We start from the raw sequence: 22120 nt of genomic DNA on the forward strand, positions 1-22120 counted from the left end.
ACCGCGGCCGGGGCTCTCTCCCTTTTGAAAGGACCTGATGCAACCGCTGACCCTGCCCGCCGGCACCATGTGCGCCCTGGTCGGCCCACCCGGCTGCGGCAAGTCGACCTTCGCCCTGCGGTACCCCGCCAGCTGGCGCATCTGCCTCGATCTCTTCCGGCTGGCCGCGACCGACTCGGAGGCGGATCAGACCGCAACTCCGGTCGCCGCTGAGATCCAGAACCTGCTCCTGGACGCGCGGCTCGCCCGGAACCTCCGCACGATCCTCGACAGCACCAACGTCGTGGAGCACGTGAGAGCCGGACTGCTGGCCCGCGCCCGCTACTGGCAACGCCCCACCGCAGCGGTCCTGTTCGATGTCCCGCTCGCCACGGTGGAGAACCAGAACGCCTCCCGCGACCGCGTGGTCCCGCCGCACGTCGTACGCGAGCTCCATGAGCTGACGCCCACCCGCCAGCAGCTGCTCGCCGAAGGCTTCGGCACTGTTCACCTGGCCTCCGAGCTCGCCACGGCGGGAGCCGGACGGTGAGCCGGGCGGCACCCGGCCCGCACCCCCACCCGCTCACTCCGGCCGATCTCCCGGCAGGTGACGAGTGGTGGCGCGGCTGCCCGTCCTGCCACCTGCCGATCCAGGGCGGTGCCGCCGGCCTTGCCGCGCACCGCCGCACCGTCCACACCAGCGTGGGCGACCCGCGCACCCCGATCACCGTCCAGTTATGAGCGGCCCCGGCCGCCCTGAATCCCTCCCTGGAGGACCGTATGGCACGCACGCCCAAGACTGTCACCTGGTACATGGCCACCCCGGCCGACGGGATCCTCGAGCACAGCCGCCGGGCCGGAGTGCCGGTCAGCCTCGCCGACGCTGTCGGCCAGGTCATCGACCACCCCGCCCCGTGCCGCACCAAGTGGTACGACGAGACAGCCTTCTCCTACTTCCGCATGGTCAACCGTGTCGGCGAGGTGCTGGAGGACACCGGCATCTGGCCCGTCACCTGGCCGATCCGGCTGTGGATCGTTGAACCGGTCGGCGACACCGGCAACTGGAGCCAGCGCCACTACCCCTACCGGCTGCTCGCCCACCAGATCCGCGTCAGTGAGGAGACCGACGCCTGGCCGGTCCTCGGAGCCGGCGGCCGCGAGGTCCTGGACGTCATCGAGCGCGAGATCCCCGAGCGCGCCCCCGGGTGGGCCGCCGACTGGGACGCCGACCCCGAGGGCATGCGCGACCGGCGCTGGAACTGGCACCTGTGCGGCGGCCGGAACAGCGGCAGCCGCATGTGGGTGGAGTCGGTGGTCAGCGCGACCGCCCGCGACCGGCGTGAGTCCGCCGCCCAGCGGTGGAACCAGCGCCTGGCAGGCGACACCGCCGATAAGGTGCTCGCCGCATCCGGCGCCAGCCCGCAGGCCGTCACCTACGCTCGCGCCCGGGCCGTTGACCTGGCCACCGCAGCCCAGCACCAGGCGCGCTTCGACGCGTACGTGCTCGACACTCTGCGCGGCGTCGACCTCGACAACCCCGTCCCGGCCGCCGCCTGACGGACGCTCCGTGCCGCCCCAACCCGATTGCCCGGGGGTTGGGGCGGTGCGGAGGACCGGACAGACCCGCCCGGCCCTTCACCTCACCCACGAGAGGAGGAACGCGCCTCATGACCGTTGTGCAACTCGCCTCCGCCCGCCGGGACCAGGACGACAGCCCGCACTACGGCGATGACACCGGCCTGGAGCCGATCGCCGTCCTGCACCAGCGGGTAAAGGCCTTCGACCTGTCCGAGCGGGAGCGGGAACGCGGCGAGGAAGCCGCCTTCCAGGCCGTGCTGACCGCCAACGCCGTGCTCACCGGCGCCTTCCCCGACACCCTCGACACCGTCGTGCAGCCCATGTCCTGGACCGGCTACCCGCCCGTCCCGGACATGCAGCTGATGGCCTCCGCCGTCACCTACCTCGGCTCCGCTGACAGGCAGCGCGGCTGGTGGCTCCACTACACCCGCCGCGAGGAGGACATCGGAGAGGACGGCGACCTGGCCCACGTCCTCACCCTCATCACCCCCTGCTCCTGCGGCACCTACCTCACCGTGGAACTGGCAGACGAAGACCACCTGATCGCCCTGCTGGACGAACTCCACACCCCGCCCGGCGCCCCCGTCGACTGCGACTACCGCTTGCGCATCCGAGCCAGCAGCTACGCCGACCCCGCCCACACCAGCACCGAGCCGCCCTTCTGAGCCGGCTCATACTGGCGCTCGCTCACCCCGTGATCCCCGGGTGGGCGAGCGCTGGACACATGGCCAGCCGTCGAAACGGCAGCTGGTCATCTGCCGACCTGAGCGGTGTCTTCACTCAGCAGGCTGTGCGGCCTCCCCTGCCGTCTCCGCAGTGATGGCCCAGCGCTCGTGGTCTCGCCATTCGCCGTTGATGAACTGGAAGGCGGTCGAATAGCCCTCGCGCTCGAAGCCCAGGCGCTCGACCAGGGCCAGTGAGGGCGTGTTGTCGGGCTGGATGTTGGCTTCCAGTCGGTGCAGTCCCATTTCGCCGAAGGCGTGCTGGATGAGGAGCCCGAGCCCTTCGGTCATGTAGCCGTGGCCGGTCGTAGAGGCGTACGCGGTGTAGCCCAGAGTTCCGCTCTGGAGGGTGCCTCGGACGATGTTGTTGATATTGACCCCGCCAACAATGGCGCCGGTGCTGCGCAAGCAGATCACGAAGCCTTCATGCGTGGGCTGCTCGAACCGCTGAAGGCCGCTTTCGAACGCTGCCTCCGTGCTGTCCCGGGTGCCCAGCCAGCGCTGGAGCATCTCGGCGCTGTCTTGAGCTAGCACCCTCAGCTCGTCGTAGTCCTGACGGCAGACGTGGCGGATGGCCACCCGCGGTCCTTGTAAAAGGTAGCTGCTGATTGCCATCCAGGGATCTTATGCAGCCGTCCGTCTGAGCTTCCCGTCACCGTACGCTTCCCCTCCGACGTGCTCCGCGAGGTCAAGCCGCCGGCCGAGGCCGACGACCGATCGGTGGCCTCGTAGATCCGCGCTGTCGAGCACGAGCTCAAGCGAGCGGCGCGACCGAGGACCACACGCCGAACCACTGCTCGGCGCCGTACGCCTCGAATCGCTCCAGCTCGGTGAACCCGAGCTTCGCCGCGAGGCGCATCGAACGGACGTTGGCAGTCTGGGTGTAGAGCACCACCGGCTCACCGGGAAGCGCGCCGGCAAACCAGTCGAGTGCCGCTGTGCACGCCTCGGTCGCGTATCCGCGTCCCCACGCCTGCGGCAGGAACAGGTAGCCGAGCTCGGTCTCCCCTGCCTCCAAGCGGTTACCCGGACGCTTGGGGTCTTGCGGGTCGAGCTGGATTGTGCCGATCGTCGCTCCCTCGAGCTCAACCACGAAGAAGCCAGGGCGCCGCCCGGGCACCTCGGGCATCGTGCGTTCGAGCTCGGCACGCGGTCGAGGACCACCGAGGTAGGTTCCCACCTCTGGCGAGGCGTTCAGCTCGATGACCGCTGCGCGGTCCCGCGCCTCGGACTCGCGGAGTACCAGCCGCTCGGTCTTTAACGGGGCAGGTGGCCAGGCGAGAGGTCTGAGGTCAGTCACGCCGGTCAAGCTAGCCAGCGGCTCGGCAGCGATCAAGTCGGCTGCCGAACGCTGGTCAGCCGGGGCTGTGAGGACCGCCTACGCAGCCGAGGTGGCTCGTCGATCATGACATCACCTTGCTGCGGGTCGTCAGCCTGCGAGCCGGTCAAGCTCCTCACCGATCGCCTTGCGCAAGGCGTCGTGCTGCTGGCCGAGTGCATACCGTTCCTCGCTCCACCGCTCACGCGGATACAGCCACACGGGCTTACTCACGAGTTCGGTTGGCTCCCATTCGAACCGGGGCCACACATGCGCATGCAGGAACGGGTCGGTGTTCCCGAGAATCTCAAGGTTGACCCGCCGGAAGGCAGGATCCAACCGGCTGCAGGCGCGTTCGACGGCCTCCCCGAGCCTGTCCATGTCAGCTAGGAACGCCAGCCGCTTACTCCGAGGAAGCTCCGACAGTCGCTGAACAGCAGGAGCATCCGCCAGCAGCACCGAGTATCCGGGCAGGAACTGAACGTCCCCGACCACTGCGAACCCGGCCTTCAACCTTCGGAGCACCGTCGGATTCTCACCCCGAAGGGCGCTACCGATCCGGTCCTTCCGCCAGTCATCAGTCATGATCAGCGACCCTACACACGGCTGATCAACCAGGAGCTATTCCGCAACCAGACCGCTACCCCGGTCGCAGCCGAGATCCAGAACCTGCTCCTGGACGTGCGACTCGCCCGGGGCCTCATCATGCTCCTCGACTCCACCAACGTCATGCTGCATCTGAGAGCCGGACTGCTGGCCCGTGCCCGCTACTGGCAACGCCCCACCGCAGCAGTCCCGTTTGACGTCCCGCTCGCCACGGTGGAAGCACAGAACGCCTCCCGCGACTGAGTGGTTCCGGCCCACGTCGTACGCGAACTCCATGAGCTGACGTTCACCCGCCAGCAGCTGCTCGCCGAAGGCTTCGGCACCGTCTACCTGGCCTCGCAGCTCGTCACGGCGGGAGCAGGGCGGTGAGCCCGGCGGCGCCCGGCCGCTGGAACGACCCGTACAGCCGAGTCCGCGCTGCCGACAACGGCGACCTCGAGCTGTAGATCAACCCGGGACAGGCGCACATCGGCGTCCAAACCAGTTCGCCTGCCCCGGGCCCTTCCCAACCCGTACGAGACGAGAGGGAGATTCCCAGTATGGACTCCGTCCTGCGTGCACAGGCCCGAATCGGGCAGCGCGCACTCCTACTGACCACCGCCGCCATCCCGATGACCGGCTGGACCGTCCACGCCATCGCCCTGCACCGGCGCCTGGCCGCCGCGAAGAAGGACCCGCTCACCGGACTGCTGCGCCGTGACGCCTACACCGCCCGGGCCCGGCAGGTCCTGCGCCGCCACGGCGACGACGTGTGCCTGATCCTGGTCGACCAGGACCACTTCAAGGACGTCAACGACTCGCTTGGCCACCCGGCCGGGGACGCGGTGCTGCGGGCGACCGCCGACCGGCTCACGGCCTGGGCCGGACGCGGCGCGGCTGTCGGCAGGCTGGGCGGTGACGAGTTCGCCGTCGTGCTGCCTCTCCCCCGCGGCCGCCGCGACGCACGCCTCGAGCAGCTGGTGCGGATGCTGCACACCCCGGTCACCCTCGAGGACGGTCAGGTCATCGACGTCGCCGCCTCGGTCGGCGCCGCGGCCCCGGACGCGATCGGCACACGCGACCTGTCCCTGTTGCAGCGGGCCGCCGACGCGGCCCTCTACGAGGGCAAGCACTCCGGCCGCGCGCACCTCGCCACCAAGAAGCACGCGACGGTGCCGTCCGTCAACGGCCGACGCGCGGGCCGCCCGGGCACGCACCTGTGGGGACGAGCCGCATGAGCGCCGCCAAGCCCGTGCTGCCGGAAGGCGACTGGATCCGCGGCATCACCATCAAGCAGCCGTGGGCCACCTGCATCCTCACCGGCGCCAAGACGATCGAGAACCGCTCCGGGCAGCGGAAGCCGGGCTGGAAACCGGGTTGGGTGCTGCTGCACGCGGGCCAGCGGATCGACCGGCCCGCGCTGCGCATCCCGCTGGTCGCCCGCACGATCCACGGCCGCCAGATGCCGACCGGCGCCGTGATCGGAATCGCCCGCATCACCGACTGCCACCAGGACCCCGCCGGGGAACGGCCCTGCACCGAGTGGGCGAAGCCCGGTGTGTGGCACCTGGTGCTCGCCGACATCCAGGAGCTCGCCCTGCCCGTTCCTGCCGGCGGACAGCTCGGTCCCTGGAAGCCGTCGCCGGACCTGGTGGCGCAGGTGTTTCAGCAACTGCCCGCCTTCCGGCCGTGAGCACGCGACGCAAGAACAAGAAGCCGCTGTTCGAGCCGGGCCTGATCCCGGCTCCCGGCGGCCTCCTCGAATGGCGCGACAGCCAGCACTTCGACCGCTGGCAGGACCGCCCCTGCGTGCTGTGCGACCAGCCCACGCCCATGCGCTCCCACTACGGCGAGCCCGCGCACAAGGCGTGCGCTGAGAACTGGATCGCCGCGAACCCCACCGAAGCCCGACGCCAGGGGCGGTTCGCCTCCGACATCCAGCCCAAACGCCAGCGCGCCGACGACCACATCTGAACCCTCCACCTGGAGGCCCCTCTTGAGCAGGACCCCGCAGCACGACGTCGACCCCGCCCTCGCCTACCCCGAGCCCCCCGCTCACCCGAACTGGCGCCGCCGCGGCACGGCCAAACCCCAGCCGCTCACCCCCGACCAGCAAAAGCGCAACCGCGAGCTCCTGGCCCTCGCCCAGCGCAAGCCCCGCACCAGCGCCGCATAGGGGGGCCGGCCATGTTCACCGACATGAAAGAGGCCCTCGAAGCCGAGGCCCTCCAACTCACCCCCAACAGCCCCGGCCAGGCCGCCGCCGCTTCCACGTTGATCGCCCGCCGCGCCCGCGACAAGGACGACCTCGCCGAGCTGCTGGGCGCGCTCGGACTGCCCCGCGGCGAGGACGATCTCGTGCGCTTGCTGCCCCACCTCCCCACCACCGACACCCCGACGACCGGAGCCCCCATGCCCGACAAGGCCTTCACCGCCGTAGCCGCCTCCATGCTCAACAACGGCGACACCCCCGAGCACGTCCGCAGCACGCTCGGACTGTCCGAGAGCGAACTCGCCGAAGCCGTGCAGCATGCCGGCCTGCCCGCCGCCCCGGACACGGGCGACGGTGTTACCACGCCGGAGGAAGCTGTCCCGGCGCCCAACGACACGGCGGTCACCGACGGCATCGAGGCACTGCTCACCTGGGCGGAGAACCACACTGCCGCCAGCATCCGCAACCGCGCCGCCCGCGTCCGCAGCGACCTCACCGAGCTGACCGAACGCCACGCCACTGACGCCGCACAGCGGGACGCGGAAGAACGGGTCGCCAAGGCCAAGGCCGAACTGGAAGCCGCACAGGCGAAGCTGCGCGAGGTGAAGACCAGCGGCCGCGCCACCACACCCCTGTCCCCCACCCCGGCCCCGGTCCCCACGGGCAGGCGCAGCAAGGAGGAACTTGCCGCGATCCGGACGTGGGCGCGGGCCAACGGCCACCGGGTCGCCGACCGGGGCACCCCGGCCAAGGCCGTCCTGGACGCCTACGACGCCGCCCGCTCCGCCGCCAACCTGGCCGAGGCGGACTGATGGACACCACGTACCTCGACGTCGACAGCTACCTCGACACGCTCCCCACACCCGGCGACAGCCCGGGCACCGCCCGGTTTCAACTGATCGTCTCCCCCACCGACACTGCCGTGGACGACGTCGTCTGGGCCTGCGCCACCAGTGACCCCCGCATCGCGCAGGCGCTGCTCACCGAGGTCCAGCCCGGCGACCTGCTGCGCGTCACGGGATTCCTCACCCAGCCCGACGCCGCCGCACCCATCCATCTCAGCGTCGATGCCCTGGAGGTCCTGGCAGCCGCGCCGATGGGAGCCCTGCACGGCATGGTCCTCGACCGGTACGGCCCCTACCGCTGCGTATTCGACGCCGACACCACGACCGTGCCCGTCTTCACCGAGCACGGCGCCTGGGTCGGCGAGGCACCGAACCCGGACGCCATCAGCGACCTCATCGACGCCTACGAAAACGGCAGTCCCCACTGACGGCCACCACACCGCAGCACAGCCCACCCCAGAGCAGAACGCGCCCATCGTCAGCACCAGCACACCCCGAGCGCCGTGCCCGCCTGTGCGGGCACGGCGCTCCGCCGCCACACCACCCGCAGACAAAGGAAAGCCCACGGCCCATGACCGCATTCACCGACGCCGGACCCGGCGCGATCTTCTCCTTCACCGGCACCGAGGACATCTTCGACACCCACTACGGCATCCCCGTCACCCCCACCGGCCTGGAATGCGAAGGACTGCTGGCCTTAGGCCACCTCACCGACCGGCACGTCCTGGCCGTCACGAACGCCTACCATCGGCGCGTCTAGGGCCACCGCATCCTGCCCAGCCGCGTCCTGCCCCGCGGCCACGTCCAGGACTTCACGACGGACCCCGTCGTGGCCGCCACCGTGCAGCTGCGCCCCGCCGAAGTCAGGCCCCGCGCCTGGTCACGGGGTACGGGCACGCGCGGCGGATATTGCCGTGGGCACAAGCTTCTCGGGAGATTTCGCGGTACCTGCCTCAAGAGGGCGTAACTCGACGTAAGGTCATCATCACGGTGGACTATGCATCGCTACTCCCCTCTCCATCACGTGAGGGGAGGTGAGAAATGATGCGCAGGAAACCGCTGAACTGGGGCTTTTGGTCCTTCGTCTTAGCCGTAGCCCAGTGGCTGCTGGGTGGCTGAGGAGTGAAGGCGCCCCAATTCAGCTAGTCCATCCGATTGGGGCCCTGCTCGCACACGCGGTCGGGGCCCCGCCCCTGTCAGCACACGCCGGACGCATCATGTGGTGCATGCACATCCTTTTGTGCCACTGACGGGCTCCACTGTAGGCCGATCTGCGGGGATCGGCAGGCGATTCCTACAGGAATCCTTGGTGGTGAATCCTATGGACGACGTCCCGAGGAATGTTGTCGGGATTGTTGTCACCGGTGACCAGACAATCTGTGGTCGGCGTATGAGGTGTGCCGGTCGCCGCCGCAGCGGGGGTAGCCAGCTTGGTGAGCGCGTGCACCGCGGCGGCGATGCGATCGGGGGAAGTCCATGCCGGGGATCCAGATGACCAGCTGTCCCTCGAAGTGGGGGAACTCGCCCAGGTGGTAGACGAGGCCCTGGGCGTAGATCTGCGCGATGGGCTCGACCTTGAGGCGCTTGCCCTGCTTGGCGTGGATCTCGATGACGTTTGGCATGAGGAGTCCCTTGGCCTGGCCATCGTGCTGGAGGTCTCTCCATGCTTGGGTGATGATCTGCTTAGCCGTGTCGCCGCCGAAGTTGTCCTCGAGACCAGGATGGCGTCGGCCTTTCAGCTCGATGGCGAGACGGCAGACCTCGTGACCCCAGGAGTCGGCACTCATGCGGCCGGATCGGCCGGTCACGACGTATAGCTCTGGGTGGGATCATGCGCGGCATGAGGAGTATGCGCAGAGTGGGGACGTGGGCGGCTGCAGTGGTGATCGCCGCAGGGGTGGCGGGGTGCGGTGAGGATAACGGTGGGGACGGGTCCGGGAAAGACCGGAAGCCCGCCGCGACGCCGCCAGCAGCCACTCCGGCGATGTCGGTGGATGATGCGCTGGCCGCGTATCAGGCCGTGGATGAGGGCGGCTGTACAGATGCGCCGTCGTGTCAGGAGTTGATGACGGCCAAGCTGAAGGCGGCGAAGCGTCTGCGGATCGCGCTCACTGCGGAGGATGCGTCGGCGTATGCGGAGCCGGTGCGGCTGATCCGGCGCGCGGAGCGCCTGGCGGACCAATATGGGGCAGAGGGTCTGGGGTCGAAGGGCGGGTACGCGGCGGTGCAGCAGCCGCTCGGTGCGGCAATGACGTGGCTGGCGACAAACCGGTGAGGCCCAGGGTCTTGAGGGCGAGGAGTTCGCCGGTCTCCTCATTCCGGGCGAGGTGGACGACACCCTGTCCGCCGCGGCCGAGTTCCTGGAGCAGTTGGTAGCTGCGGATGCCGGTGAGTTCCGGTTCTCCAGCCTCGGCCGCGTCGAGCAGCATGTGCAGTGCGTTGACGGGGTCCCGCGCGTCAGCGTGCGCGGTTGGGTGCTCCTCCGCCTGGACGGAGACGCGTAGTACCGCGCCGCTGACGCGGATCGCGTCGCCGTCGGCCAAGTCCCGGCCGACCGGTCCTGGCGCCAGCCGCTCGCCGTTGATAGGTGCTGTTGCTGCTGCCGAGGTCCCGCACCCGCCCATGCGGGGGATTGACGTCGAGCAGGCAGTGGTGCCGGGAGGCTTTAGTCTCGGTGGGGGCCAGCCTGATCCCGTACTCGCTCGCTCGGCCGACCAGGCAGGTGGTGCGGCGGCTGAGGACGTACGCCGCGGGCGCCGCTTCCTCTTCTTCAGATCTGCTGACTGCGACCGAACCGCTTTGGTCGTACAAGGAGATCGCAGCACACATCGGTGTGCAGGCGGAGATCGTTCGCGCCTACCGCAAGCACGGACTGCTGCTGACCCCCGATGTGGTGGATGAGGGCAAGCCGTACTGGTTCGCGGATACCGTCCGGGCTTGGACAGCGCGACGCATCAGTCACCGACACCGCCAAGACCCCAATGACTGAGGCGCCTGCTTCTCCCCGCTTCGCGATCAAGATGTTCGGCCAACGGTGCCCGGATCAGGAAGCGTGCGGCGCACCAGTTGCAGGTGGCCCGTGCCGGAGTCGGCTGCGCCTTCCTTGCTCGGTCGGCTTCTGACGCAGCAACTGGCGTGGCTAGAGGGCCTGGGTGGCGGGGAAGTGCACTGAGAAGCACCCAGCGGCCGGCCGCCGCGGTGGCGGGCAGTCCTCTCGGGCGTGAAGTACGCGGGGGTCGGCACCACCCAGCTCTGCGGTGCTCCCCTCCTCCCCGCCCAGTCGCTTCTGACCTCGGAGCTATCCCTCGCCTCCGCGCCGTAGCGTTATTGGACCGTCATCCCGCCGCGTACAACCCTGCCTAAACCGTGCTGATCGTCACGTCCTCATTGAACTGATCGCCCTGTTCGCCTTGTTGGTCCCGTAGTCCTCGGGTCACGGTCCGTATAGGAATGATGCGTTCGACATCGAACAGATGTCGCAATCAGTGACCGACCAGCCCTGCATCCGGGACCAGAGGACCAACCACTTGACTACAGACAGACGATTAAGACGCGCTTTATCGCGTATCGCCGTCGGCGCCGCGCTGCTCGCCGTAGCACCCCTGGCCATGGCGAACGGAACCGCCGCGGCCGTTCAACCGGCTCCCACCGGCGTGCACTTCATCCCCAACCCTGACCCTGACGGTGCGCCGTCCGCGCGCCCGGCGGCCGGCCCAGAGCGTGCGGGCCTGGTGGCGGCCAGCCGTCCGGTGTCGGGCAAGAATCCTCAGGCCGGGCCGACGTTCACCCAGACCTCTGGGGTGTGGAATGTCGACCGGACCACCACCGTACTGCGCAACACCGTGACCGACGCCGACGGTGACAAGGCCAACCTGACCTTCGAGGTCTACACGACCGACGCCAGCGGCAACCCGAAGGACCAGGTCAAGCTCACCGACGACAACCCGTACGGCGCCCTGGTGTCCCCTTACGTGGGGTCCGGGACGACCGCAGAGGTCACCGTCCCCTACGGGAAGCTGAAGCCGGGCACGACCTACACCTTCCACACCTCCGCCTACGACGGCAGCCTGTATGAGACGACATGGTCACCGTGGGCGAAGTTCCGCATCCGCAGCCGGTCCGTGGACATCAAACTCCCCGAGCCGGACAAGAACGCGCCGAAGGTCGACCTGGACGCCTACCAGGAACCACAGGAGGGGCGCCGCAACGTACCCGACCCGGAGCCACCGCTCGCATCCCCCAACGTGCTCCCGGCGCCTTTGGGCAAAGGCTGTACGGACACCGGCAACAACACGATCCACTGCCTGACCATGGGCGAGCCCGGTGACCTGACCAAGGACCAGCGAGCCCAGGTGCAAAAGCGCCTCCGTACCACGACGGACGCAGATGATCTGTTCGAATGGTGCCACAACCTCCTCGTGGGCACGGACTACTTCAAGCGCACCGAGGCGTGCCTGAAGAAGGCGACCCCGATCCACAGCCGCACCTACAGCAAGCTGCCCAACGGCGAGATCATCCAGGTCGGCGTCGCCACGTTCGCTTCCATGATCCAGATGAAGCTTGACCCGGCCTCGACCACCTTCCAGCAGCGGTTCTGGCTGGTCCCGGTCGACTTCAAGGACTTCGAGGGCGGCCTCTCGGAGTGGGGACCGCTGACCATGACGCCGGAGTTCAGCTGCACCCCGCAGTGCTCCACCAGCGCACCCCAGTGGACCGGAGCACCGACCTGGTCCACGACCGGTACCGACTGGCATACGGCGTACGCCACCTTCACGCATACCGCGTCGGGTACGGACACCAGCAACGTGGCGTCGGTGCAGATGATCTGGAAGCTGTGGGGCACGACCCCGGGCACGCTGGAAAAGTGGGCCGGAAACCTCGGTACCTCCACCCCCGACCTGGATATCCGCTGCGACAAGGTTGCCGACCCCGCCAAGCCCGGATGCGTGTTCTCGGAGTACAAGCCGACGTGGGTGATGAACTTCAAGAAGTACCCGCCCGCGGTCGCCCACGCCTGGCTCATACAGTCCAAGCTCCCCAACCACCCTGGCAGCAAGGCGGCAGGCAAGCCGATGCTGTTCCTGCCAAAGGCGGACAAGAACGCCACCAACCACGACCCCGAAGACAACCGGAAGGTGATCTGCCCGGACGGCTGGGCAGCCAAGTCCGGCAACCCCGACGCCACCACCGTGCCGGAGCTGACACCGAACAACAAGGACTCGGCGAGTTGCGACGAGTTCGCCTACGCCGCTTCCTACAACAGCGGCGGCATGCCGGCTGCGAAAGGCGGCCTGAACGAGGTCACCTCCGGCGACCAGTGCGTGCAGACCTACGCCACCCGCGCCACCCAGGGGGAATGGCACCTGTACGACGACATCCGCACCACCGCACCGACCTGGAAGGAGGTCTGCGGCCGCTCCACGATGTCGGGCTGGATCAACTCCGGCTCGATGGCCGGGTTCCCCGGGAACTTCTCCGCCTCGGGCAAGTTCCACCTCCTGGACAAGGACGAGTACTGGGTGGCCTTCCCCGAGTTCGCGCACTGCGACGCCAGCAAGGCGACCGTGACATGCACTGTCCCCAAGCCGTAAGGCACCCCTGAAACACAAGCGGCCGGTGCGGCGAAGCAGCCTCCCTTCGCCGCACCGCCCGCCGTGATCGCCTACAGGTCCGTAAGGCGCCGCATGCCGTCCTCAACACCGGTACGGGCGTGGACCCAGTCCAGTCCACCCCGGTTCAACACCGGCATCTCATGGATGTTCTCGGTGCCATCCGGCATCCGCAGACAGCGACGCTCCTCCAAGGCCACAGCGGTGGCCTCCAGCCAGTCCGCAAGCGGCCAGCCATCGGTGCCGCCCGGCAGGGGCTCGCTCTCCTGATCGACCGCCCAGGTGCCGAGGTTCCCATAAGTGGGCTCGCCTTCACGGGCGTCGAGATACAAGCCGTACCAGCCGTCGCCGGGGTTGCAGGCAATCGGGATCAGACCAGGCTCGCGCTCCCAGTCCTGGACCTGCGTCAGGTACAGGCGCCTGACCTCCTCAAGCCTCAGCCACGTCCGGTGCATCGGGAGCCAGCCGGCCACCGCCCACTCTTCAATGTCGTCCTCGGGCCAGGAACCGATCGCACCGTCGTGGAGCCGATACCAGGCGCGCAGCACGGGCGGCAGGCGCAGTCCGATCTCCTCCTCCAGAACTGCGATCTCCTCCTCGCCAGCGGGAGACCGCAGCAGGGCGGCCGAAGCCGGAGCATACTCACACAGCCACGCCTCGATGCGAGCCCACGCTTCCGCCATCCGCGTTATGTCGTCGGTCATGGGGCTCACCGTACCGAGGGCGCGGATTTGAAAGAGGGAAGACCACATCCGGTGCGGCCCTGCACAGGGCCTGGGCGCAGATCGAGGTCCCTGGCGGCCCTCCGGCAGCCACAACCAGCCCAGCCCACCCGGGACCGAGCGGCTTCACCAGCAGCCCCCACTCCCCCGCCACTCTGCCGTGCTCCAATTATCACGCCGTGATATTGAGCCCTTCTGGGCCAGCGCTGCACTCTGTCTTAGAGCGTCCGCCAGTAGGTCACCGGATGGGCTTCGGGGGCGGTTGGGCCAGCGACAGAGGGGTCCATGCCCGGTGGATGAGGCTACAGACGGTCATGATCGCGGCGGCGAGAGCGATGAAGAACTCGACAGGCAGCTCGGCCGCTCATTCCCCCAGCCCTTCGGAAGCGAACCGGCCGGTGTTGGCGCGGATCCAGGTGCGCAGATGGGCCAGCGGCTCCAGGGCGCCGCGGCCGAGTTCGGTCAGCTCGTACTCGACACGCGGTGGGACCTCCGGGTAGATGGTGCGCACGACCAGGCCGCTGTCCTCCAGGCGCCGCAGGGTCTGGGTGAGCACCTTGGGGCTGACGCCCTCCAGCTTGCGGCGGAGCTCGCCGAAGCGGCGGGGGCCGCCTGCCAGGGCGGTGATGGCCAGGCCCGTCCATTTGTTGGCGAGCAGTTCGAAGACGGCACGGCCCGGGCAGAGCAGCGCGTAGATGTCGTGCCGGTACGCGCGCTCGGCCATGTCGGAAAACCGCCTCTGAGCTGTCATGGTTTCCAAAATATACTTGGTGCCCTTGCAGGTGAGTACGGGGGTATCCGTACGTTCGCGGCATGAACTCGACCGCTGCTTCCGCCCCTGTCCGCGTTGGCCTTGTCGGCCTCTCCGCCCGCGGCGGCTGGGCTCCCCAGTCGCACCTGCCCGCTCTCTCCCGCCTCAAGGGGTACGAGTTGCGCGCCCTTTCGGCCTCGAGCGCCGAGTCCGCCCGAGCGGCGGGCGAGAAGTACCGGGTGCCGCTCGCCTTCGGTAGCACCGCGGAACTTGTGGCGAGCGACGAGGTGGACCTCGTGGTCGTCAGCGTCCGGGTGCCGCTGCACCGCGAGGTGATCCTCGCGGCACTCGGCGCGGGCAAGGCGGTGCTCTGCGAGTGGCCGCTGGGCAACGGGCTCGCCGAGGCAGAGGAGCTCGCGGCCGCCGCGGCGAAGGCCGGAGTGCGGACGTTCGCCGGGCTTCAGGCCCGCTCGGCGCCCGTGGTGCGGCAGGTGCGGGACCTGGTCACCGACGGGTACGTGGGCGAGGTCCTCTCCACCAGCCTGGTGGCGTCGGGGCGCCGGTGGGGCGCCACCTTCGAGCCGGGCGGCGCGTACCTCCTGGACCGCGAGAACGGCGGCACCATGCTGACGATCCCCTTCGGGCACACCGTCGACGCCGTAGCCCAGGTGCTTGGCGAGTTCACTGAGGTCTCCTCGACGCTCGCAACGCGGCGGCCCGTGGTGCACGAGGAGGGCACGGGCCGCGCGGCCGCGATGTCCGTGCACGACCAGGTCGCGGTGAGCGGCCGCCTTGCATCGGGCGCGGTCGCCTCGCTGCACTTCCGCGCCGGGCTCTCCCGGGGCACGAACTTCCACTGGGAGATCAACGGCACCGAGGGGGACCTCGTCATCACGGGCGACCACGGCCACCTTCAGCAGGCCGCGCTCACCGTCCACGGCGCCCGGGGCACAGCCGCTCCCCTCACCGAAATCCCGCTGCCCGCCCGCTACTCGGACGTACCGGAACTTGCCGGTCTGTGGAGGAGCCCCGCCTACAACGTGGGCGCCCAGTACGCCCAGATCCACGCTGACCTGACCCAGGGCACGGCGCTTGCCCCGGACTTCACGCACGCGGCGCGGCGGCAGCGGCTGCTTGACGCGATCGAGCGGTCGGGGGATTCGGGGACGCGGATCCGCCTCTAAGGGCGTGCAGATCTTTAACCCGTGGCTTTCCGTTCGGTGGATCGCTGTTCTGGTATGGGTGGGCTGGAAATGCAACGGGCAGTGCTGGCGGCGAAGTTCGGGGCGATCCTGCCGCATCTGAACGAGCGGCAGCGACGTCTGCTGATAGGAGCGGAGGCCCGGTCGCTCGGTCACGGCGGGATCAGAGCGGTCGCTCGGGCTGCGGGTGTCCGGGAGGCGACGGTGTCGCTCGGAGTACGGGAACTCGACTCCGGGGAGCCTGCGCTGGGGCGGGTCCGCAGGGCCGGCGGTGGCCGCAAGCGGATCGCCGATCTGAATCCCCGGCTCCGGCCCGCGCTGCTCGCCCTGGTCGAGCCGGACATCCGCGGTGATCCTATGTCGCCGCTGCGTTGGACCACCAGATCAACCCGCAAGCTCGTAGCGGAGCTGACCCGCCAGGGCCACAAGATTTCCGCGGACACGGTGGGCGACCTCCTGCGCGAGGAGGGCTTCAGCCTGCAGAGCAACGCCAAAACTCTGGAGGGCAAGCAGCACCCCGACCGGGACGCCCAGTTCCACTACCTCAACGAGCAGGCCCGCAACCACCGGGACGACGGGGCTCCGGTGATCAGTGTGGACACGAAGAAGAAGGAACTGGTCGGCCTCTTCAAGAACAACGGCCGCGAATGGGAGCCGAAGGGTGAACCAGTGCGAGTCGACACCCACGATTTCCCCGACCGCGAGCTGGGCAAGGCCGTGCCCTACGGGATCTACGACATCACCGCGAACACCGGCTGGGTCAATGTGGGCACCGACCACGACACCGCCGCGTTCGCCGTCGAATCGATCCGACGCTGGTGGAACGGCGCCGGACGGACTACTTATCCGACGGCCGACCGGCTGCTGATCACCGCCGACGCGGGCGGCTCCAATGGCTATCGCACCCGCACCTGGAAGACTGAGCTTGCCTAGTTCGCCACCGAGTCCGGCCTGGCGATCACCGTCTGCCACCTGCCTCCCGGAACATCGAAGTGGAACCGGATCGAGCACAGACTGTTCTCCCACATCACCATGAACTGGCGCGGCAGGCCCCTGACCAGCCACGAAGTCATCGTCCAGAGTATTGCTGCGACCACCACCAAGACCGGCCTGACGGTGCATGCCGAACTGGACACCGGCCGGTACCCCACCGGAATCCAGGTCAGCGACGAGGACATCGACACCCTGCCGATCACACGGCGCCCATTCCACGGCGACTGGAACTACACTCTCCGTCCCCAACTGCCCGAAGGTGCGACGCCCACAAACAACGCAGCGGGCCAGGCGCCGACGAAGACATCACAACAACTCACGCCGTATTCCCTGCAGGCCCCGGAGCTGACCGGCATGACCCGCCAGCAACTCAGCGACCTCATCGACACGCTGACTCCCTCGATGGAACTTCAACGCGAGCACGTGCTTCGCGCGCGCCGCGGTCGCGAACGCCTGGTGGCCCCCGTCACAGGTGCCAAAGCCAAACTCACCCCAGCCGAGCGAGTCCTGGTCACCGTGCTCCACCTGCGCAAGATCGCCCCCATGGATCTCCTCGCCCAACTCTTCGGCGTCACCGCCCCAACCATCAGCCGCGCGAGCCAGGAAGTCCGCCCCCTCCTGGAAGCGCACGACCATCCCATCAGCGCCTCCACCGCTCGCTTTCGCACACCATCCGACATCGCGACGTTCCTTAACCACAGCAAGATCAAGAAAGCACGTTAAAGATGGGACTGTAAAACGTTCGGTGTAACTCCCGATCATGGAAGATGCATCGATGACCAGTGAGAACGTGTCCGGCTCTGTCGAGCCCGTGGAGGCTGTGCCGGCGAAGGCCGTGGACGACCAGTTGATCGACGAGCTGGTGGGCCGGGCCCAGGCCGGGGGTCTGCAGTTGACTGGTGAGGGCGGGCTGCTGCAGCAGCTGACCAAGCGGCTGTTGGAGTCCGCCCTGGAGGGTGAAATCACCGACCACCTCGGCTATGACAAGCACGACCCGGCGGGCAAGAACGGCGGCAACTCCCGCAACGGCAAACGCTCCAAGACAGTCCTGACCGATGTCGGACCTGTGGAGATAACCGTGCCCCGCGACCGCGACGGCTCCTTCGAGCCGAAGATTGTCAAGAAGCGGCAGAAGCGTCTGACCGGCGTCGATGAGATGGTCATCTCGCTGGCCGCGAAGAGCCTGACCACCGGCGAGGTCCAGGCCCACCTGGCGGAGGTCTATGGTGCCGAGGTCTCCCGCCAGACAATCTCCACCATCACGGACAAGGTGCTGGAGGGCATGGCCGAATGGCAGAGCCGCCCCCTCGACGCCGTCTATCCGGTGGTCTTCATCGATGCCATCCACGTGAAGATCCGCGACGGCGCGGTCGCCAACCGGCCCATCTACGTGGCCCTGGCCGTCACCGCCGAGGGCCGGCGCGACATCCTGGGACTATGGGCCGGCGACGGCGGCGAGGGCGCCAAGCACTGGCTGCACATCCTCACCGAAATCAAGAACCGCGGCGTCGGTGATGTGCTCATGCTCGTCTGCGACGGGCTCAAGGGCCTGCCCGAGGCAGTGGAGACCCTCTGGCCGCGGACGATCGTGCAGACCTGCGTGGTGCACCGAAGCTGTAAAGAATCAACATGGTGTTTCACCATCTTCTGTGACGGATGCGAGTACGTCGGTGGCCGTGGCGAAGCGTCGTTCGGCGAGCGTCGGGACGTACGTGTCCTGTTCGAGGAGGGGACGGACATCCTCGATGGCGTTGCGGATGGTGCCGCGACTGACACCGAACAAGGTGGCCAGGGCTTGCTGGTCGCATAGGGCTCGCTGGGAAAGGACCGTCACCAGGATCCGGTCCGCGTCGGTGATCTTTTGACGGAAGACGCCACCACGGGTTCCCGGGCGCCGATCACCACCGCGCTGGCGATGACGACGATGTTCGAGAGCTGCCTGATAGGGCACGGTGATCCGATCGAGCAGAGCCTGGAAGTCCGGGCGGGACAGACCAGTGAGGGCGGGGTGAGACAGAGTCTGGGAGAGTTCCATCCGCCTGGTGGTCGCGCCGTCCTCCGCCCAGTCGCGCAGCTCCTGGGCGGAGGAGAAGTAGTGCGCGGTCTGCGAGACGGTGACCTGCTGGGCGTCCATGAGAGTGCGGGTCTCACTGATGACCTTGCCGATCGTGACCGCGTTGATGGCGAGTAGATCGACCAGAACCTTCTGGGAGCAGACGCGGCGTAGGTAGATCACGGTGATGAGGATGCGGTCGGCGTTCGAGAGCAGGGGTCTGCCGTGTGCTCCGGGGGCCTTCAGACGGCGGCCGCCGCGCTGCTGGAACTTGCGTTGTTCGGCCTGGGCAGCTTGCGCGGGGGCCAGTTGGGCGCACAGTGTCTCCAGTTCCGAGGAGGTCATGCCGCTCAGACGCGGGTCGGAGAGCATCGCCAGAACCTGCGACCTGCTCTGGTCCCGATCGCTCGTGTTGGTCGCGCAGTCGCCGGCGGCACCGGCCGGGGCGATTGTGTAGTTCCAGGATCCGTGCTGGTCATGGGGCGTGACCGGCAGAGAGCGCAAGTGCTCGCGGCTGACGGAGATTCCCACCGGGTAGGTCCCGGTGTCCAGCTCGGCGTGAACGCGCAGGCCGGTCCGGGTGCGGGTCGCAGCGATGCTGTTGACCACGACTTCGTGGCTGGTCAGGGGCCTGCCACGCCAGTTCATGGTGATGTGGGAGAACAGCCGATGCTCGACCTTGTTCCATTTCGAAGTGCCCGGCGGAAAGTGGCAGACGGTCACCGTGAGACCCATCTGGGCGGCGAACGCGGCGAGTTCGGCCTTCCATAACCGGTAGCGGTAGCTGTTGGACCCTCCGCAGTCCGCGGTGATCAACAATCTGTCGGCATCCGGGTAGTCCATCCGCCCGCGGGCCCGCCACCAGCGACGGATCGACTCGACGGCGAACACCGAGGTGTCGTGATCGGTGCCGACGTTCACCCAGCCGCTGTCGTGGGCCAGGTCGTATATGCCGAAGGGTATCGCCACGTCGACGTCGGGGCCGATGAAGTAGAAGCTGTGGTCCTCCACCTGCACCGGATCGCCGGCGGGGCGCCATTGCCGGCCGGGGTTCGGCAGCTGCCCCAGCTGTTCCTTCTTCTTGGCATCGATGCTGATCACCGGCTGACCGCCGGATTGGTGCTCCTTGACCTGCTCGTTGATGTAGCGGAACTGCGCGTCCCGGTCGGGGTGCTGCTTGCCCTCCAGCGCCTTGGCGCTGGCCTGCAGGCTGAAGCCCTGCCCCTTCAGAAGCCGACCGACGGTCGGAGCGGAGACCTGGTGTCCCTGCCGGGTCAGCTCCTCTGCGAGATTGCGCAGGGACTTGGTGGTCCAGCGCAGCGGCGACATCGGATCACCCCGTTCGTCCGGCTCCACCAACTTCAGCAACGCCGGAACCAGAAACGGATCTTGTTCCTCGGCGGGCTTGCGGCCACCCCCGGGGCGCCGGACGCAGCCGTCCGGCAGCGGTTCCCCACCGGCCTCCAGCTCGAACACCCCGTTGCGGACCGTGCTCTCGCTCACCCCGGCCACCCGCGCCACGGCCCGTACTCCACCGTGTCCGAGCAGTCGCGCCTCCTGGGCCAGCATCAGACGCCGCTGACGTTCGTTCAGGTGCGGCAAAACGACCTGGAACCGCAGCGCAAGCTGATCCAGAACGTCGTCGGCGAAGCTCATACCAGAGCAACGAACTTGTCTGATGAAAGCAACGGGTTGATTCTTTACAGCTTCACCTGCTGCGGAACTCCTTCCGCTATGCCGCCCGCCAGGACTGGGACAAGATCGCCAAGCTTCTGAAGCCCGTCTACACGGCGCCGACCGAAGAGGCCGCCCTGGAGCGGTTCGCCGAGTTCGCCGATGCCTGGGGCCGGAAGTATCCGGCGATCGTGAAGCTGTGGGAGAACGCCTGGGAGGAGTTCATCCCGTTCCTGCGATTCGACACCGAGATCCGCCGCATCGTCTGCACGACGAACGCGATCGAGTCGGCCAACGCCCGCATACGCCGGGCGGTCAGGGCTCGCGGCCACTTCCCCAACGAGCAGGCCGCCCTGAAGTGCGTCTACATGGCGATCATGTCCCTCGACCCCACCGGCAAGGGCCAGGCACGCTGGACCATGCGTTGGAAGACCGCACTGAACGCCTTCGACATCACCTTCGACGGCCGCCTCTCCGCAGCCCGTCAGTAACCATCAGCCCCAGTTACACCACTCGTTTGACAGACCCTTAAAGATCTGCACGCCCTAACTGATCGTTTCAGAATGAGATCTTGGTCTGACCTTTCGGCTGAGATGCTGCGCAATGATGCGACGGAACTGCTTGCCCTGCCTGCGCGTTGGCTCGACAGGACTTTTGGGGGGAGGGAACCTTGTCGAGCTTGAGCTTCCCGTCGGCGCGGGCGGTCGGACGCGGGGCGGCGTGGTATCGCGGGGACTGTCATGTCCACTCCGTCCACTCAGACGGGGAACTCACCCCTGAAGAGTTGGCCGTTCGGGCGCGCGCCGCCAGGCTCGACTTCATCGCGACGACGGAGCACAACTCAGCCGCGACCCCGGGTGCATGGGGGCATTTGGCCGCCGATGACTTCTTGATCGTCCTTGGTGAGGAAGTGACCACGAAGACCGGGCACTGGCTCGCGCTCGGCATCAATCCCGGCGAGGTCGTCGACTGAAATCACCAGGTCAGGGACGGATTGGTTGATAAGTTCCTGGATCAGGTCCATCGAGTAGGGGGCCTGTGCGTGGCCGCGCACCCGCATGCGCCCTACCCGTCGGGCGACTTCATGTTCCCCTTCCGGGGCTTCGACGTGGTGGAGGTGTGGAACGGACTGTGGACTTCGGACCGGCCCTGGAATGCTGACAACGAGGCAGCTCTGACGGAGTGGGGGCGGAGCCTCGCGGCGGACATCCGCACGGGCTCGTGGCGGCCGGCGATGGGCAACAGCGACACCCACTTGGAAGGGCAGATCGGTATCCCTCACACCGTGGTCTTCGCCGAGGAGCTGAGCACCGAGGCGGTCTTGGCCGGAATCCGTGCCGGCCGCAGCTGGATCGCCGAGTCGGCGGACGTGTACGTGTCGTTCACCGCCAATGCCGATGGTCGCGTTGTCGGGGTGGGAGAACGGCTCGCGACTCATGGTGGGCAGGTGGAAGTGCAGGCAGCAGTACGAGGTGTGCCAATGGGGACCGTCAGCTTCCACACCGATCGAGGGAAGGTTCACCGGGCGTCTCTCCCTGCTGACGAGGCGGGGGTGGTGCAGTGGGACACGACGGCGGTGCACTCGGCGTTCGTTCGCATTGAGGTCCGCCGTTCCAACGGGCACGTCGCCGCACTCACCAATCCGATCGTCCTCAACTGACCGCTCGCTTCACCGTGAGGTGCGCAGGCGACAGAGGCAGATGAGGCTGCAGGCCAGTTCGAGCAGGCCCTGATGTAGGTCGGCGCGTCTTTCGTAGCGGACCGGAGCCGTTGAACTGGTGTAAGAGGTCGTTTTCTCCCAGTGTTTCATCCCGGAATTGGTTGCTTAGTGACGGTTTTCGGATCGCGCCAGGAGATGGTGGCTTCGCCGGTCAGGC

At 67.9% G+C, this 22120-nt stretch carries 26 protein-coding genes and 4 pseudogenes; 22 read left to right on the forward strand and 8 right to left on the reverse strand.

Translation table 11 applies throughout. The features are described from left to right. Positions 1-37 precede the first annotated feature (37 nt). From ABD329_RS39680 to ABD329_RS39695, 4 genes are all read left to right on the forward strand, one after another. Positions 38-529 carry an AAA family ATPase gene (locus tag ABD329_RS39680; protein WP_344317669.1) on the forward strand — a complete coding sequence of 164 codons (492 nt, stop codon included), beginning with the start codon at positions 38-40 and terminating at the stop codon, positions 527-529. Beyond that, positions 526-720, forward strand: coding sequence for a hypothetical protein (locus ABD329_RS39685; RefSeq protein WP_344317671.1), 195 nt, complete (start codon positions 526-528; stop codon positions 718-720). Before ABD329_RS39680 ends, ABD329_RS39685 begins: the two co-directional genes overlap by 4 nt. A 39-nt stretch (positions 721-759) precedes the next feature. Beyond that, positions 760-1536 carry a hypothetical protein gene (locus ABD329_RS39690; protein ID WP_344317672.1) on the forward strand — a complete coding sequence of 259 codons (777 nt, stop codon included), beginning with the start codon at positions 760-762 and terminating at the stop codon, positions 1534-1536. Positions 1537-1646: 110 nt separating this feature from the next. Beyond that, entirely contained in the window at positions 1647-2222 is a 576-nt protein-coding gene (locus ABD329_RS39695; protein WP_344317673.1) for a hypothetical protein, read from the forward strand. Between the two features lie 111 nt (positions 2223-2333). Here ABD329_RS39695 and ABD329_RS39700 read toward each other — a convergent pair whose 3' ends face one another. The 3 genes from ABD329_RS39700 to ABD329_RS39710 form a co-directional block, all read right to left on the reverse strand. Continuing rightward, the gene (locus tag ABD329_RS39700; protein WP_344317674.1) at positions 2334-2894 is read right to left on the reverse strand and encodes a GNAT family N-acetyltransferase; all 561 of its coding nucleotides are present in this window, start codon (positions 2892-2894) and stop codon (positions 2334-2336) included. Positions 2895-3033: 139 nt separating this feature from the next. Further along, positions 3034-3579, reverse strand: a complete 546-nt coding sequence (locus tag ABD329_RS39705; RefSeq protein WP_344317675.1) for a GNAT family N-acetyltransferase — start codon at positions 3577-3579, stop codon at positions 3034-3036. Between the two features lie 129 nt (positions 3580-3708). Beyond that, on the reverse strand, positions 3709-4182 hold the full coding sequence (locus ABD329_RS39710; protein ID WP_344317676.1) for an HIT family protein: 474 nt from the start codon (positions 4180-4182) through the stop codon (positions 3709-3711). Positions 4183-4206: 24 nt separating this feature from the next. On the opposite strand from ABD329_RS39710, the gene ABD329_RS39715 reads away from it, so the two are divergent. The 9 genes from ABD329_RS39715 to ABD329_RS39755 all read left to right on the forward strand — a co-directional run bounded on the left by ABD329_RS39715 (position 4207) and on the right by ABD329_RS39755 (position 7999). Continuing rightward, complete coding sequence (locus tag ABD329_RS39715; RefSeq protein ID WP_344317683.1) at positions 4207-4446, forward strand: AAA family ATPase; 240 nt, start codon at positions 4207-4209, stop codon at positions 4444-4446. Further along, positions 4447-4572: a hypothetical protein gene (locus ABD329_RS39720; protein WP_344317677.1), complete on the forward strand. Its 126-nt coding sequence runs from the start codon at positions 4447-4449 to the stop codon at positions 4570-4572. It begins immediately after the preceding gene. A 170-nt stretch (positions 4573-4742) separates the two neighbouring features. Then, positions 4743-5420 (forward strand): GGDEF domain-containing protein, encoded by a 678-nt coding sequence (locus ABD329_RS39725; RefSeq protein ID WP_344317678.1) that lies wholly within the window; start codon positions 4743-4745, stop codon positions 5418-5420. Then, entirely contained in the window at positions 5417-5875 is a 459-nt protein-coding gene (locus ABD329_RS39730; protein ID WP_344317679.1) for an ASCH domain-containing protein, read from the forward strand. The genes ABD329_RS39725 and ABD329_RS39730 overlap by 4 nt, the downstream gene beginning before the upstream one ends. Then, complete coding sequence (locus tag ABD329_RS39735; protein WP_344317680.1) at positions 5872-6156, forward strand: hypothetical protein; 285 nt, start codon at positions 5872-5874, stop codon at positions 6154-6156. The genes ABD329_RS39730 and ABD329_RS39735 overlap by 4 nt, the downstream gene beginning before the upstream one ends. A gap of 22 nt (positions 6157-6178) precedes the next feature. Then, on the forward strand, positions 6179-6358 hold the full coding sequence (locus ABD329_RS39740) for a hypothetical protein (RefSeq protein WP_344317681.1): 180 nt from the start codon (positions 6179-6181) through the stop codon (positions 6356-6358). 11 nt (positions 6359-6369) lie between these two features. After that, positions 6370-7206: an Lsr2 family DNA-binding protein gene (locus ABD329_RS39745; protein ID WP_344317682.1), complete on the forward strand. Its 837-nt coding sequence runs from the start codon at positions 6370-6372 to the stop codon at positions 7204-7206. Continuing rightward, positions 7206-7667: a hypothetical protein gene (locus ABD329_RS39750; protein WP_198278213.1), complete on the forward strand. Its 462-nt coding sequence runs from the start codon at positions 7206-7208 to the stop codon at positions 7665-7667. Before ABD329_RS39745 ends, ABD329_RS39750 begins: the two co-directional genes overlap by 1 nt. Before the next feature lie 143 nt (positions 7668-7810). Then, positions 7811-7999 carry a hypothetical protein gene (locus tag ABD329_RS39755; RefSeq protein ID WP_198278212.1) on the forward strand — a complete coding sequence of 63 codons (189 nt, stop codon included), beginning with the start codon at positions 7811-7813 and terminating at the stop codon, positions 7997-7999. A gap of 598 nt (positions 8000-8597) precedes the next feature. On the opposite strand, the gene ABD329_RS39760 is transcribed toward ABD329_RS39755, so the two are convergent. After that, positions 8598-9026, reverse strand: coding sequence for a hypothetical protein (locus ABD329_RS39760; RefSeq protein WP_198278211.1), 429 nt, complete (start codon positions 9024-9026; stop codon positions 8598-8600). Positions 9027-9223: 197 nt separating this feature from the next. Between ABD329_RS39760 and ABD329_RS39765 the strand changes: the two genes are divergently transcribed. Together ABD329_RS39765 and ABD329_RS39770 are read left to right on the forward strand one after the other, a co-directional pair. Beyond that, positions 9224-9514, forward strand: a complete 291-nt coding sequence (locus ABD329_RS39765; RefSeq protein ID WP_198278216.1) for a hypothetical protein — start codon at positions 9224-9226, stop codon at positions 9512-9514. A 52-nt stretch (positions 9515-9566) separates the two neighbouring features. Further along, positions 9567-9743 (forward strand): hypothetical protein, encoded by a 177-nt coding sequence (locus ABD329_RS39770; protein WP_246618595.1) that lies wholly within the window; start codon positions 9567-9569, stop codon positions 9741-9743. Here ABD329_RS39770 and ABD329_RS39775 read toward each other — a convergent pair. After that, entirely contained in the window at positions 9697-10068 is a 372-nt protein-coding gene (locus tag ABD329_RS39775) for an FHA domain-containing protein (protein ID WP_246618594.1), read from the reverse strand. The two genes, ABD329_RS39770 and ABD329_RS39775, sit on opposite strands and share 47 nt — an antisense overlap. On the opposite strand from ABD329_RS39775, the gene ABD329_RS39780 reads away from it, so the two are divergent. Together ABD329_RS39780 and ABD329_RS39785 are read left to right on the forward strand one after the other, a co-directional pair. Beyond that, on the forward strand, positions 10019-10228 hold the full coding sequence (locus ABD329_RS39780; RefSeq protein ID WP_425574434.1) for a MarR family transcriptional regulator: 210 nt from the start codon (positions 10019-10021) through the stop codon (positions 10226-10228). The two genes, ABD329_RS39775 and ABD329_RS39780, sit on opposite strands and share 50 nt — an antisense overlap. A 619-nt stretch (positions 10229-10847) precedes the next feature. Then, positions 10848-12830, forward strand: coding sequence for a hypothetical protein (locus ABD329_RS39785; RefSeq protein ID WP_198278210.1), 1983 nt, complete (start codon positions 10848-10850; stop codon positions 12828-12830). A gap of 71 nt (positions 12831-12901) precedes the next feature. On the opposite strand, the gene ABD329_RS39790 is transcribed toward ABD329_RS39785, so the two are convergent. Beyond that, positions 12902-13552: an SMI1/KNR4 family protein gene (locus ABD329_RS39790; protein ID WP_198278209.1), complete on the reverse strand. Its 651-nt coding sequence runs from the start codon at positions 13550-13552 to the stop codon at positions 12902-12904. 382 nt (positions 13553-13934) lie between these two features. Then, positions 13935-14321, reverse strand: coding sequence for a winged helix-turn-helix transcriptional regulator (locus tag ABD329_RS39795; protein WP_198278208.1), 387 nt, complete (start codon positions 14319-14321; stop codon positions 13935-13937). 62 nt (positions 14322-14383) lie between these two features. On the opposite strand from ABD329_RS39795, the gene ABD329_RS39800 reads away from it, so the two are divergent. The 3 genes and pseudogenes from ABD329_RS39800 to ABD329_RS39810 form a co-directional block, all read left to right on the forward strand. Next, positions 14384-15505, forward strand: a complete 1122-nt coding sequence (locus ABD329_RS39800; protein ID WP_198278207.1) for a Gfo/Idh/MocA family protein — start codon at positions 14384-14386, stop codon at positions 15503-15505. Between the two features lie 54 nt (positions 15506-15559). Beyond that, a pseudogene (locus tag ABD329_RS39805) lies at positions 15560-17239 on the forward strand (ISAzo13 family transposase). Positions 17240-17291: 52 nt separating this feature from the next. Next, a pseudogene (locus tag ABD329_RS39810) lies at positions 17292-18125 on the forward strand (IS256 family transposase); the annotation flags it as partial. Between the two features lie 15 nt (positions 18126-18140). On the opposite strand, the gene ABD329_RS39815 reads toward ABD329_RS39810, so the two are convergent. Beyond that, complete coding sequence (locus ABD329_RS39815; protein ID WP_198278206.1) at positions 18141-20225, reverse strand: ISAzo13 family transposase; 2085 nt, start codon at positions 20223-20225, stop codon at positions 18141-18143. Between the two features lie 53 nt (positions 20226-20278). On the opposite strand from ABD329_RS39815, the pseudogene ABD329_RS39820 reads away from it, so the two are divergent. Together ABD329_RS39820 and ABD329_RS39825 are read left to right on the forward strand one after the other, a co-directional pair. After that, positions 20279-20734 (forward strand): annotated as a pseudogene (locus ABD329_RS39820) (transposase); the annotation flags it as partial. A 188-nt stretch (positions 20735-20922) separates the two neighbouring features. Next, a pseudogene (locus ABD329_RS39825) lies at positions 20923-21903 on the forward strand (CehA/McbA family metallohydrolase). Positions 21904-22120: the final 217 nt, after the last annotated feature.

The organism is Streptomyces javensis (assembly GCF_039525925.1).
Lineage (GTDB): Bacteria > Actinomycetota > Actinomycetes > Streptomycetales > Streptomycetaceae > Streptomyces > Streptomyces asiaticus.

Bases quoted from the DNA above. Each gene is read 5' to 3' on its own strand.
- ABD329_RS39790 (WP_198278209.1), bottom strand. From the start codon at position 13,552: ATGACCGACGACATAACGCGGATGGCGGAAGCGTGGGCTCGCATCGAG.
- ABD329_RS39730 (WP_344317679.1), top strand. From the start codon at position 5,417: ATGAGCGCCGCCAAGCCCGTGCTGCCGGAAGGCGACTGGATCCGCGGC.
- ABD329_RS39750 (WP_198278213.1), top strand. From the start codon at position 7,206: ATGGACACCACGTACCTCGACGTCGACAGCTACCTCGACACGCTCCCC.
- ABD329_RS39680 (WP_344317669.1), top strand. From the start codon at position 38: ATGCAACCGCTGACCCTGCCCGCCGGCACCATGTGCGCCCTGGTCGGC.
- ABD329_RS39700 (WP_344317674.1), bottom strand. From the start codon at position 2,894: ATGGCAATCAGCAGCTACCTTTTACAAGGACCGCGGGTGGCCATCCGC.
- ABD329_RS39760 (WP_198278211.1), bottom strand. From the start codon at position 9,026: ATGAGTGCCGACTCCTGGGGTCACGAGGTCTGCCGTCTCGCCATCGAG.
- ABD329_RS39775 (WP_246618594.1), bottom strand. From the start codon at position 10,068: ATGTGTGCTGCGATCTCCTTGTACGACCAAAGCGGTTCGGTCGCAGTC.
- ABD329_RS39765 (WP_198278216.1), top strand. From the start codon at position 9,224: ATGTCGGTGGATGATGCGCTGGCCGCGTATCAGGCCGTGGATGAGGGC.
- ABD329_RS39800 (WP_198278207.1), top strand. From the start codon at position 14,384: ATGAACTCGACCGCTGCTTCCGCCCCTGTCCGCGTTGGCCTTGTCGGC.
- ABD329_RS39710 (WP_344317676.1), bottom strand. From the start codon at position 4,182: ATGACTGATGACTGGCGGAAGGACCGGATCGGTAGCGCCCTTCGGGGT.
- ABD329_RS39745 (WP_344317682.1), top strand. From the start codon at position 6,370: ATGTTCACCGACATGAAAGAGGCCCTCGAAGCCGAGGCCCTCCAACTC.
- ABD329_RS39795 (WP_198278208.1), bottom strand. From the start codon at position 14,321: ATGACAGCTCAGAGGCGGTTTTCCGACATGGCCGAGCGCGCGTACCGG.
- ABD329_RS39725 (WP_344317678.1), top strand. From the start codon at position 4,743: ATGGACTCCGTCCTGCGTGCACAGGCCCGAATCGGGCAGCGCGCACTC.
- ABD329_RS39815 (WP_198278206.1), bottom strand. From the start codon at position 20,225: ATGAGCTTCGCCGACGACGTTCTGGATCAGCTTGCGCTGCGGTTCCAG.
- ABD329_RS39785 (WP_198278210.1), top strand. From the start codon at position 10,848: ATGGCGAACGGAACCGCCGCGGCCGTTCAACCGGCTCCCACCGGCGTG.
- ABD329_RS39695 (WP_344317673.1), top strand. From the start codon at position 1,647: ATGACCGTTGTGCAACTCGCCTCCGCCCGCCGGGACCAGGACGACAGC.
- ABD329_RS39690 (WP_344317672.1), top strand. From the start codon at position 760: ATGGCACGCACGCCCAAGACTGTCACCTGGTACATGGCCACCCCGGCC.
- ABD329_RS39755 (WP_198278212.1), top strand. From the start codon at position 7,811: ATGACCGCATTCACCGACGCCGGACCCGGCGCGATCTTCTCCTTCACC.